Here is an 11,984-nt window from a genome sequence, read left to right as displayed (position 1 = left end):
CTCTTATTCAAAACCCCTGATTGCCTACGCAGTCAGGGGTTTTTTCATTGCGAGCTTGCCGAACACGTCAAGGTCGCCTGCGACCCCAGTCTATTCAAAACCCCAGCAGGGTAACCTGCTGGGGTTTTTTCTTATCCAGGGTTTATGCCAGGTTGCCTGGTTATGCGCGATGGATCGCTCGAGCTCATCATGGAACATGTCGGAGGGGACCGCATCCCAGACAATGCACCGGGCTACAACGCTGTCGGAAAAGGGCCGCATATGGATTCCCGCCTTCGCGGAGATGACACCGGCAATGGCGATGCTGTCAGGAAGAAGCTCGACTCTTGCAACTAGTCCTGGCACCTCCATCTGTACTCTCACTCATCCTGTCCCTTGCTTTTCAGTTCACTAGCGACCTTAACTCTGTGTTGGTGATTTATTACATGTGTCTACCTGAAAGAGAGTGTAACTCTCTGTAACCAACTGATATATATCGATAATTATGAAAATGTTCCTTTTGAAGTAAGGCATTGCATGTCATTATGGCCCGTATTGATGCAGGTTGTTTACCGATCCTTGATTGGAAATTACCTGATAGGAGAACTACTTTTAATTTAATCTGACAGTTGTTCAATAAATTCAAAAATAGGTGAAGTATGCGTTTACAGGATGTAGGTCCAGTTTTCGTCTTGTCTGGTCTTGTTGCAAGTGCGTCGGTTTGTGCGCTTGAGCCAATGACCGACCGTGACCTGTCTGATGTTTCAGGGCAGGCATTCATCACTATTGACACAAGTTCATACAATCAGGGCGCAGGAAACTGGTCCGGCGATTATGAGTTCACCAAGGTTAACCTTGGGATGGAACTCGAGACCGTATTCAACATTGATGAGCTCAGGGTCAGCCGCTTTGATCGTGATGCTTATGTGGATGGCACAGTCCCTGTGACCGATGATGATCGGAATATCGTTACCAATCCGGATGGCAGCATCCAGGTATACGATTCCGACATTATCATTAATAACTTTGCCTTGGGTCGTGTCGATAACTACGATGACGCTGCGAACGCAGAGTATGTGCCGTTTATGGCAAAGAACCCCTACATCGAACTTGCATATAAAATCGAGAATGATGAAAAACGAATCTCTGGACTTCGTGTAGGGTTCGAGAAGGCTCAAGGTGATCTCTCGGGCGATCTTGTCTCTCTGACAGGTAAGATCGAAGGCGAGATTCGCGGTGACGCTGCGGTCGTTTATAACCAGAATTGTCCTGGGGCTGGCTTTATCAACTGTACTGCACTTGCTTTAGCACAGGGTACCGAGATTTATACTCAGGTCGATCTTCTTGATGCTGCAACAGGCGACGGTGCAGATAGCCTGAATGTTGCGTACGTGAAGCGTGCTTCATGGTTTGGTGTGCCGAATGGCCGTAACTTCGATTCTGACGAGGGTGGTTTGATTCCTACTCTGGTTCCCTTGCTCACCCGTGCAGATGATTGTGAGGTGACTGGTACGCCTGGTTGTTTCCGTACAAGCATCTACCAGTCAATTTACATTGGTGATAAGGACGCTTCTTTTGAAGATGGTTCTGCCAGTGGTGTATTTATCTCAATGCAGACTGAGTCAGTGCCATGGGAAGACCTGTCAGGCGTCCCTGGAACTGATCGTGTTCTTACTGATCAGGGTGCTTATTTAAACATCGCGCGTTACCAATCCGGTAATGAGACTAAGTATCCTCTGTACCTGACGCTTGAAGAAGCTACGAATGGTACGCAAAGGGTAGCGACCTGTGTTGGCCGGATTAAGGGGTGCTGATGATATGAGAAAACTATTGTCTTTATCCGCCGCTTTGATTGTTGCTCATTCTGCAAACGCGGACCTGCAGGCGCTTGATGACGCCGAAATGTCCTCCCAAAGTGGAGCTGGCCTGGGCTTTGCCCTGCAGGATTTCGTATTCAGTACTGACGACGCGTCGTTATCCGTTACAGGAATTGAAGATGGCAGCAGTAATGAAGTCGGGATTCAGTGGGATCAGTTCTACATCATGGGCAAGGGTAGCCAGAACGGCTCAGTGAGGATACCTGTAGATATTGGTAGCTATCTGAACCCTTGGGTAGTCCGAAGCGTTCGCGGCAGTTCGGATTGGGACGGTGACCCTGCTGATTTCTATACCGGTGACGCACCTGCTATCGGCGATGACGTTGCTGCATTGCAGATTCTTACTGATGTATATACCTCAACCGCTCAGAATACCCGGCAGTACGTGATGGATTGTATTTTTGCCTCTGCTGCGGACTGTGGGCAGCGCTCCTCTATCAGGCGAAGCGGGGCAGACATAGGGTCCCGCTTCACGCTCGACTTTGCCGATGGTACCAATCATGTCTGGAATATAGATATGAGTGGAGTGTATCTGGACGGTACGGGGTTTACTCTGTGGTCGCGCCCCGATGATTCAGGTCAGTCAGAGCTTCTGGGGCAGTTGAACCTTTCTCTGTTGGCTGAGGAATTTCAGATTGATACATGCGGAGATGCATGTACCGGTACGGGATCTTTGTTACAGATTGACCAGTTTTATTTGGGCTTGAATCTGGGTTTTGGCGATATCCAGCCTCTGAAGTTCAGCGCTACCTCTGACGGTAATTTCGTACTTGAACTAAGTAAGCCCGATCCATCTTCCCGTGGTGTTGATCCAACGGATAGCGATGCCATGCTGGCTTTCTTCAATGAGTATTACGCTAACGCGCCGAAGAGCGATATTTACATTGGTGAAATTACCGTAGGTAATCGTACTGCTGGAGAGACTGTCGTAAACGGTTTCCGTGCTCAGTATCTCAAAGCGACCAGTATCGATCTCTGATCGATACTGGCGTCTCTCTTTTTTCGGATCTTCTTTTTCAGATCTGGCTCGTCGGGTCTGGTTCCTCAGATCTGATCCGCATCCGTCACTATGGTCACAGGGTAAACCTGAGACTTTTTAAGTTGCGGGTTCAGAGGTAGCATTTTTTCTCCAAGTTTATCGAGCGTTGATGCCCGGTTATCAGGAGAAGGGTGGGTACTCAGGAACTCCGGGCCTCCGCCACCTCCGGCCTCTGCCATTTTCTTCCATAAGCTCACCGCAGCATCTGGGTTGTATCCGGCGCGAGTAGCCAGCTCGATGCCTATTTCGTCAGCTTCTGATTCAGCGGTACGACTGTTTGGTAATTCCAGTGCGACCTTGGCTGCCATGGCGGTTCCTGTCAGCACATAGCCATTGTTATCAGTGACGACGGCCGTTGCTGCCAGCGCGCCATTCATGAGTACTGCACGGGACATGCGTTCAGCAGTGTGATTGGCCAGGGCATGAGAAATTTCATGCCCCATGATCTGTGCGATTTCATCGTCGTTCAGATTTAACTGGGTGACGATACCGGTGTAGATCGCCATACGCCCGCCAGCCATACACCAGGCATTTAGGGTATCAGGGTCGTCAATAATCGCGACGCTCCAGTCCCAGTCTTTGGTGTCCGGATCAAGTTTTATCGCTTCAGTGACCAGTCGCCCGGTGATTGTCTCAATGCGTTTTACCCAGGCAGGGTCCGTGACCAGCTGATCATTCTGATCGAGTTCACCTACGGTGCTCGCGTACGCTTTTTGAGACTCCACAATCGCTGAATTCGGCGAGACGATCATAAGTTGATTGCGGCCGGTCAAGGTGGTTGCACAACCTGCTATGGCTGCGCTGATCAACGTCAGGCTGATCACTTTCTTCATATCCGTATTCCTGAAGTAAGGTATGTATCGTTAGTCTAAGGTGTTGCTGAGTGAGTGTGTAGTGCTAATGCCGACAGCGCAGTCCTGCGCTTTAAGGTCTGGTATACTCGCGTTTTTTCTCCAGCGGGATTTCAGCGTGTTTGCCGGAACAGAATTACACCCAAGGCTAATTGCCGGGCTTGAAAAACAGTCCATTACAGAAGCAACAGACGTGCAGCTTGAGGTTATCCCTGAAGTATTACGCGGGAGTGACGTTCAGGTATGCGCAGAAACGGGCAGTGGTAAGACCTTTGCCTACTTGTTGCCGATTATGCAGAAGTTACTGACGGTCGATGCACCAGACAGCGCCACGCGTGCTCTTGTGATCGTTCCTACCCGCGAGCTCGCCCGACAGGTATTCAAGGATGCTAAGCGCCTGACCGATATGAATCATCTTGAGGCCGGAGTGTTAACCGGCGGTGAAGAGTTCAAGTATCAGGCTGCCGTGCTGCGTAAGAACCCGGAGATCCTTATTGCAACACCCGGACGGCTTGTTGACCATCTGAAGCGCGAAACGGCAGAGCTGGGAGATATCGAGTTCTTAGTTCTTGATGAAGCGGACCGGATGCTGGATATGGGCTTCTCTGAAGATATGGAGCTTATTGTTGGCAAGTGTGGCTCTGAGCGTCAGACGCTGATGTTGTCCGCAACCTTGCGCCATGAAGGCGTAGGGCGTGCAGCACGTTCGTGGCTTAAGGATCCTGTAGAGATCACTACGCAAGGTATCCAGGAGCGTCATGACGATATTACTCAGCAGCGCATTCTGGCTGATGACAATGCCCATAAAGATCGCCTGTTAACCTGGCTCCTTGCCAATGAAACCTATGATAAGGCGATTGTATTCGTTAATAAGCGCACAGAAGCTGAACGTCTGAGCGAGTTCCTTCGTCGCCATAGAGAGGGTATTGCCGTACTCCACGGTGATATGACGCAGGATGAACGCAATTATGTCATGCAGAATGTTCGTGAAGGTCGACGGAATATACTCGTAGCAACCGATGTGGCAGCACGGGGGCTTGATGTTGACGGGCTGGATCTGGTGATCAATTACGATCTTGCCCGCAAGGGTGATGAGTATATTCATCGTATTGGTCGAACCGGGCGAGCAGGGCGCAGTGGTCTGGCGATCAGCTTGATTGCCCCGAATGAATGGAACCTGAAAGCGGCCATTGAACGCTACATTCAGCAGGAGATGGATTCACGTACGATCAAAGAGCTTAAGGCGAAGTATACAGGGCCTAAGAAGGTTAAGGCCTCGGGCAAGGCTGCTGGTATTAAGAAGAAAAAACCACGTGGGCCTGCTGCTAAAAAAGCGGCCGCGAAGAAAGCTGCCGAGAAAAAAGGCCCGTCTCCGAAGAAGAAAAACGGGCCCCGGCCTTCACGTCCCGCAGGTAACCTGATGGACAGTGAAGGTTTTGCGCCTATTAAGAGAAAGAAGTAAATCAGAGAAAGTAGGATGCCTGAAAACAGGCTGGCATCTTTCCCTCAGCGGCCAAACTGGCCGCTGTTGTAATCCTTGATGGCCTGCTCAATCTCTTCATGCGTATTCATCACAAACGGACCATAGTGTGCGACGGGCTCAAGGATTGGGTCACCTGTCAGTACCAGAAAGTTCGCATCACTTTCGGCTTTAAAAACGAGCTCTTCCCCTTGGGTGCTGTAAATCAGTAACGGCTTCTCTGGCAGTGACTGACCTGTTGCCAGCTGCCCCTTATAGACGTAAACGATGGCACGTTTGCCCGAAGTGACCGGGAGTGTCAGTATCTCACCTTGAGTAAGAGAGACGTCCAGATAGCTGGCGTTAGCGGCCAGCTTGTCCAGAGGCCCTTCCACCTGCTGATCTTCGATGTACCAATCACCTGCAAGAACTCTGACTTCGCCACCCGTATTAAGAGCAACCACAGGGATCTCTGATTGCGGAACATCCCGGTAATCCGGTGCACTCATTTTGTCTTTTGCTGGCAGGTTGATCCATAGCTGAAAACCATGGAGGCCACCCTGATCGAGTTCAGGCATCTCACTGTGGATAATACCGCGCCCAGCAGACATCCACTGAGCGCCACCACTGCGTATTTCGCCCCGGTTGCCCATATGATCTTTGTGGATCAGAGCGCCTTTGCGCAAATAGGTCAGCGTTTCCATTCCGCGATGAGGGTGAGGCGGAAAGCCCCCCATGTAATCCGCTTCGTCATCGGACACCAGCTCGTCGAGCATCAGAAAAGGATCGGCATCGCGTTGATTGAAGAGGGCAAGGCGTCTGATTTTTACGCCATCACCGTCTGAGCTTGGATAACTACGAATGATATTTTCGAGAGTGCGTTGCGTCATAAGTACCTCCGGTTAGCGATTAGTCTATCGCGCTTACTGGGGTGTAACGAGGGGATAAATTGGTATTGGTTGTTTCGCTGAGTTTTCTAATTGTCTTATTAAACTGCGGATTGTTCTTCGACCTGCTCATCCAGCCCGTCTTCCAGAGCTTTGCAGAGCTCTTCGCAGGAGGTCGGATCTGAATACGGCTCACCGTTCGCGTCGACGATGAAGAAGATATCGGATACCTGCTCACCTTCCGTCAGAATTTTAGCCCCCTGGAGCTGAGCGCCGAAATCCATAAGGATACTGCCGACTCGTGCCAGAAGGCCCGGGCGGTCAGCGGCAGTGACCTCGAGCACGGTTCTGCGCATCAGAGGGTCGTTGCTGATAGTCACCTGGGTAGGTACATCGAATTGTTTCAGAACGCGTGAGGTCCGGCGACGTATGATGGTGTCGAATTCTTCAGGCTCATCGAGTGCGTCGCATAGGGTATTGCGGATGACGCGGATGCGCTCCGGGTCAGTAATCGCTTCGTTATTTTCGTCCAGAACAATATAGGTATCGACCGCGTTATTCTCGGACTCAGAGGTCATGATGCGCGCGTCCTGAATGTTCAGGTTGAGCTGGTCCAGGGTTGCCGTTGTTACCGCAAACAGATTGGGCTGATCTTTCATAAAGAGGAATATCTGTGTGGCACCCTCGAACTGACGGTCGGAGGTCTGTCGTACAGAAACCAGCGGCTTAGCGCTGTTGCCGTGCGCATCTATTTCGCGGGTTTGCCAGACGATATTGTCGACGCCTTCGCGTAAAAAGTAGTCTTCCCCTGGTTGTCCCCAGATCTCTCTGGCGCGCGCTTCCGGCAGGCCGTAATCCTGAAGTTGTGCAATGGCTTCCTGCTGGATCTCTTCAATCACATCATCTTTATGGAGGCGATTTTCCAGACCACGGCGCAGCGCTGCCTGGGTATTTCTGTACAGCTCGCGCATCTGTTCTGCACGCCATGGCGTCCACAGCTCAGGGTTGGTTGAGTGAGTGTCTGCCACAGAAATCAGGAACAACATATCGAGGTGGTATTGATCACCTACCTCTACGGCAAACTGATGAATATCATCAGGATTGCTCAGGTCGAGGCGTTGGGAAGCGTTCGACATTAATAAGTGGTTACTGACCAGCCAGGTGACCATATGTGTATCAGCTGGCTTAAGTCCGTGCTGTATACAGAAGGCTTCGGCAATCTCGCCACCATTGGCAGCATGATCGCCTTCGCGGCTCTTGCCCACGTCGTGAAGCAGTGCCGCCAGATAGAGCACTTCTTTTTTATGAACCTTGTGGATCAGGCGTGATGCAATGGGAAAGCGTTCTCGAACGTCGCCGTAACGGAAGTGCCGCAGTAGCCGGATCATACGGAAGGTATGCTCGTCGACTGTGTACTTGTGCAGCAGGTCGTATTCCATCATGCCGATCACCCGACCGAACGATGGGATGTAACGACCAAGAATACCGTAGCGCATCATGCGGGACAGCTCACGCACAACACGTGATCTGCTGCGCATGAGAGTCATGAAGATGGCATTGTGTTCTGGATTCTGCCGGTACTCTTCATCAATCAGATTACGGTTGTCGCGAAGGGCGCGGATCGTCGCGGAGTGTATGCCTTTAGATTCTGAGATCTGTGCCAGCATAGGGAAGACTCTGAGCAGCCAGGCAGGTTCTTTCTCGAACAGGTCTGGTGTGGTCAGTTGCAGATAGCCATTGCACAGCACGAAGTGCTCATTCACAGGTGTGATGGTGTCGTCGTCACACTGCATATAGTCTTCGGTAAAGTGCATCATCAGCATATCGCTCAGCTCCATGGTGGAGAGCTGATGACGATAGAACTGTGACATAAAGCGCTCGACGCCGAGCTGTCGACCTGTGTCTTTGTACCCCAGAACTTCTGCAACCTGAGTCTGAAGGTCAAAAAGAAGCCGGTCTTCCTCGCGACCTGCCAGCATATGTAGGGCGTATCGTACTTCCCAGAGAAAGCTCACGCTGCTGGCCAATCTTTTATGCTCGAACTCGGTCAGGAAGCCGTTATCTTCCAGCGCCTGTAAGGTGCCTTTACCAAAGTGTCGGATGGCCACCCAGGTGATGGTCTGGATATCACGCAGAGCACCGGGCGAATTTTTAACGTTGGGTTCGAGGTTGTAATCGGCGCTGTTGTGCTTGTCGTGGCGGGTATTGAGCTCTTCTGACTTAGCTTCGAAGAAGACCGCAGCCGGCCACTGAGCTTCTGGGGTGATCCGTGCGCGAAGTTCGGAATGCAGTGTTTCATCACCGATAAGAGTTCTGCTTTCAAGAAGGTTGGTGATGATGGTCAGGTCGCCTTTGGCCTCGGTAACACACTCATCCAGAGTGCGGACGCTGTGGCCAATATCGAGTTTGATATCCCAAAGTAGGGTAATGAAGTCCTGCAGGTCACTGGCGTGGCGGTTGATGCTGTCTTCGTCACGAGCAAGCAGGAGCAGGTCGATGTCAGAGTGAGGATGCAGTTCCGCACGGCCATAACCGCCCACTGCGATCAGGGCGATGTCTTGCGTCGCAATATTACGGAAGCGCCAGAGTGCGCGTAAAACCCGGTCGATAAGCGTGGCACGATGCCGGACCAGCAGGTCGGCATCGAGAGTTTCCCGGAAATAATGGTGAGCTTCATCCTGAATGCGGGTAAGAAGAGGCTTGATGACGGGGAGAGGGAGGGATTTCTCCTTCAGTTCTTCCAGTAGGGCATCTTCATCTACCTGAGGTAGTACCGGCATGTCAGATAGATCGGTCACTTCCAGAACTGCTCTTCTTCTTTGCGTTTCGTTAAGACTTCGACACCGTCAGCAGTCACCAGCAGAGTGTGTTCCCACTGAGCTGATGCTTTGCGGTCTTTGGTTACTACAGTCCAGCCGTCTTTGAGCAATTTATTGTGCCGGGAGCCCAGGTTAATCATTGGCTCGATGGTGAAAATCATGCCTTCCTGAATGGCCATACCAGTACCCGGTTTGCCATAGTGAAGGATCTGAGGGTCTTCATGGAAGACCTTGCCGATACCATGGCCACAGTACTCCCGGACAACGGAGTAGTGGTTGGATTCAGCGTATGTCTGAATCGCATGGCCTATATCACCGAGCTGAACACCGGGCTTGACCATATCAATCGCGAGGTACAGTGACTCCTGAGTGACACGGATAAGACGATCCAGCGCAGGTTGCACGTCGCCCACCATAAACATCTTGCTGGTGTCACCGTGGTAGCCATCTTTGATGACGGTGACATCAATATTAACGATATCGCCTTTCTTCAGAATCTTATCGTCGCTGGGGATGCCATGACAGATGACCTGATTCACTGAGGTACATATCGACTTCGGAAAACCGTTGTAATTGAGAGGGGCTGGAATCGCTTTCTGCTCGTTGACTATATAGTCGTGGCAAATGCGGTCGAGCTCACCTGTAGACACACCCGGCTTTACATAGTCGCCGATCATCTCCAGAACTTCTGCAGCCAGACGCCCGGCTACCCGCATTTTGGCGATGTCTTCCGCCGTATTGATCGTTACACCCATCAGAGGAGATCTTCCGTTTCATTGAATAGCAATGATTGTATTGTACTTCTTGTGTGGCTGGGGTTGAACCGTTGAATAAGAAGTCCGTAAAAGGATTGTGTATTTGCTGGCATATAGGCACGCAAAATGGTATAAAGCGCCCGCGCTCAGCGCCGTGCTACTGCGAAGTAGTTGCACGTAAATACTTAAACGACACACACGGACTGAAACTGACGTGCCGGGGTGCCTGTTTCGACAGGTCGGGGCTCAGGGTTCGTGGAGGCATAACCCCTACACATAAGGTAGTAGAACAATGGCACAAGTTAGCATGCGTGACCTGCTGAAAGCAGGCGTACACTTCGGTCACCAGACTCGTTACTGGAACCCAAAAATGGGTCAGTACATCTTCGGCGCCCGCAACAAAATTCATATCATCAACCTCGAGCAGACTGTTCCAGCACTTAACGACGCGCTGAAACTGATCGAAGGTATGGCTGCGAAAAACAACAAGGTTCTGTTTGTTGGTACTAAGCGCGCAGCAGGTAAGATCATCAAAGAGCAGGCAGAACGCGCGAACATGCCGTTTGTTGCTCACCGTTGGTTGGGCGGTATGCTGACCAACTACAAAACTATCCGTCAGTCTATCAAGCGTCTGCGTGACCTCGAAGCACAGCAGAAAGACGGTACTTTTGAACAGTTGACCAAAAAAGAAGCTCTGATGCGTTCACGTGAGATGGACAAGCTCGAGCGTTCTATCGGTGGTATTAAAGAGATGGGCGGTCTGCCAGACGCTATGTTCGTTATCGACGTAGATCACGAGCGTATCGCTGTTCAGGAAGCCAACAAGCTGGGCATTCCAGTGATCGGTATCGTTGATACTAACTCTAACCCAGATGGCATCGACTACGTTATCCCAGGTAACGACGATGCAATCCGCGCTATCCAGATCTACGTTTCTGCAGCTGCAGACGCGATCCTGGAAGGCAAGCAAGGCGGCGCATCTGCTGATGAGTTTGTTGAAGTTGCTGAAGAAGCGCCAGCGGCTGAGTAATCAGAGCTGAATACGAAAAAAGGGGCTTAGCCCCTTTTTTTAAATCTTTATCGTCAATTTATAGATTTAAGAGGATATTCCACATGGCAACTGTATCTGCTGCCCAGGTAAAAGAGCTGCGTGAACGTACTGGCCTAGGCATGATGGAGTGCAAAAAAGCACTGACTGCTGCTGGCGGTGACATCGACCAGGCAATCGAAGATCTGCGTAAGAACTCAGGTCTGAAAGCGGCTAAGAAAGCTGACCGTACCGCTGCTGAAGGTAAGCTGCGTGTTGTAGTTGGTGAAGGCAATGCTGTTATTGTTGAGATCAACTCTGAAACTGACTTCGCTGCTGGCGACGCTAACTTCGCTGCGTTCGCAGACAAAGTCGTAGCTAAGCTGGCTGAGACTAAAGAAGCGGACGTTGCTGCACTGATGGCTGGTGAACTGGAAGACGCTCGTGAAGCTCTGGTTCAGAAAATCGGTGAGAACATCACTGTACGTCGTCCAGCAATCGTAGAAGCTGACACTGTTGGTGCATACGTTCACTCAAACGGCAAAATCGCCTGTATCGTTGCTCTGAATGGCGGTAACGAAGAGCTGGCGAAAGACATCGCTATGCACGTTACAGCATCTAACCCACGTGTTGTACGTGGCGAAGATATGCCTGCTGACGTTCTCGAGAAAGAAAAAGAGATCATCAAAGCACAGCCTGACATGGCTGGTAAGCCAGATGAGATCGTTGAGAAGATGATGGGCGGTCGTATCAAGAAGTTCCTGAAGGAAAACAGCCTGCTCGAGCAGCCTTTTGTTAAGAACCCAGACCTGACTGTTGGTCAGCTGGCGAAAGAAGGCGGTGCAGAAGTCATCAGCTTCCTGCGTATGGAAGTAGGTGAAGGTATCGAAGTCGAAGAAACTGACTTCGCTGCTGAGGTTGCTGCACAGCTGAAAGGTTGATAACAGCACCGGTGGGGCTCACATTCTGAAAACCACCATTAATATGCCGGGCTTGCCCGGCATATTTGTATATGTCTGAAGCAAATATACGTAGAATACGCCAAACATTTTCAGGAGAAGGTTCATGGCCGAGCAAAAAAGCGCGAAATATAAGCGAATTCTGCTGAAACTCAGCGGTGAGGCCCTGATGGGCGAGCTGGATTTCGGTATTGATCCTAAAGTACTCGATCGTATGGCGCTGGAAATTGCTCAGCTTCGTGGTCTGGGAGTTCAGGTAGGTCTTGTGATTGGTGGTGGCAACCTGTTCCGTGGTAAGGCACTCAGCGAGGCTGGTCTGGATCGTGTCGCTG

At 51.0% G+C, this 11,984-nt stretch carries 10 protein-coding genes and 1 pseudogene; 7 read left to right on the top strand and 4 right to left on the bottom strand.

Annotated elements, in window-relative coordinates; all coding sequences use genetic code 11:
- Positions 1-162 precede the first annotated feature (162 nt).
- From B2067_RS04285 to B2067_RS04275, 3 genes are all read left to right on the top strand, one after another.
- Positions 163-336 (top strand): hypothetical protein, encoded by a 174-nt coding sequence (locus tag B2067_RS04285; RefSeq protein WP_301387579.1) that lies wholly within the window; start codon positions 163-165, stop codon positions 334-336.
- A 302-nt stretch (positions 337-638) separates the two neighbouring features.
- Entirely contained in the window at positions 639-1,793 is a 1,155-nt protein-coding gene (locus B2067_RS04280) for a hypothetical protein (RefSeq protein ID WP_301387577.1), read from the top strand.
- Between the two features lie 4 nt (positions 1,794-1,797).
- Entirely contained in the window at positions 1,798-2,835 is a 1,038-nt protein-coding gene (locus B2067_RS04275; protein WP_301387576.1) for a hypothetical protein, read from the top strand.
- Positions 2,836-2,900: 65 nt separating this feature from the next.
- On the opposite strand, the gene B2067_RS04270 is transcribed toward B2067_RS04275, so the two are convergent.
- Positions 2,901-3,728 carry a M48 family metallopeptidase gene (locus B2067_RS04270; protein WP_301387575.1) on the bottom strand — a complete coding sequence of 276 codons (828 nt, stop codon included), beginning with the start codon at positions 3,726-3,728 and terminating at the stop codon, positions 2,901-2,903.
- 136 nt (positions 3,729-3,864) lie between these two features.
- Here B2067_RS04270 and B2067_RS04265 point away from each other — a divergent pair, with 136 nt between their 5' ends.
- Positions 3,865-5,208: a DEAD/DEAH box helicase gene (locus B2067_RS04265; protein ID WP_301387574.1), complete on the top strand. Its 1,344-nt coding sequence runs from the start codon at positions 3,865-3,867 to the stop codon at positions 5,206-5,208.
- 44 nt (positions 5,209-5,252) lie between these two features.
- On the opposite strand, the gene B2067_RS04260 is transcribed toward B2067_RS04265, so the two are convergent.
- The 3 genes from B2067_RS04260 to map form a co-directional block, all read right to left on the bottom strand.
- Positions 5,253-6,095 carry a pirin family protein gene (locus B2067_RS04260; protein ID WP_301387572.1) on the bottom strand — a complete coding sequence of 281 codons (843 nt, stop codon included), beginning with the start codon at positions 6,093-6,095 and terminating at the stop codon, positions 5,253-5,255.
- Between the two features lie 98 nt (positions 6,096-6,193).
- The gene (gene glnD / locus B2067_RS04255; RefSeq protein WP_301387571.1) at positions 6,194-8,890 is read right to left on the bottom strand and encodes a [protein-PII] uridylyltransferase; all 2,697 of its coding nucleotides are present in this window, start codon (positions 8,888-8,890) and stop codon (positions 6,194-6,196) included.
- Positions 8,887-9,666 (bottom strand): type I methionyl aminopeptidase, encoded by a 780-nt coding sequence (gene map, locus B2067_RS04250; protein WP_076518004.1) that lies wholly within the window; start codon positions 9,664-9,666, stop codon positions 8,887-8,889. The genes glnD and map overlap by 4 nt, the downstream gene beginning before the upstream one ends.
- A gap of 292 nt (positions 9,667-9,958) precedes the next feature.
- Between map and rpsB the strand changes: the two genes are divergently transcribed.
- The 3 genes and pseudogenes from rpsB to B2067_RS04235 form a co-directional block, all read left to right on the top strand.
- On the top strand, positions 9,959-10,696 hold the full coding sequence (rpsB, locus tag B2067_RS04245; RefSeq protein ID WP_068441099.1) for a 30S ribosomal protein S2: 738 nt from the start codon (positions 9,959-9,961) through the stop codon (positions 10,694-10,696).
- 83 nt (positions 10,697-10,779) lie between these two features.
- On the top strand, positions 10,780-11,634 hold the full coding sequence (gene tsf, locus B2067_RS04240; protein ID WP_297533414.1) for a translation elongation factor Ts: 855 nt from the start codon (positions 10,780-10,782) through the stop codon (positions 11,632-11,634).
- 124 nt (positions 11,635-11,758) lie between these two features.
- Positions 11,759-11,984, top strand: a pseudogene (locus B2067_RS04235) (UMP kinase); the annotation flags it as partial.

Source organism: Thalassolituus sp. UBA2590 (assembly GCF_002339775.1).
Classification (GTDB): domain Bacteria; phylum Pseudomonadota; class Gammaproteobacteria; order Pseudomonadales; family Oceanobacteraceae; genus Thalassolituus.
The sequence above is the reverse complement of the archived record's forward strand: the minus strand, read 5'-3'. Positions and strand labels throughout refer to the sequence as shown.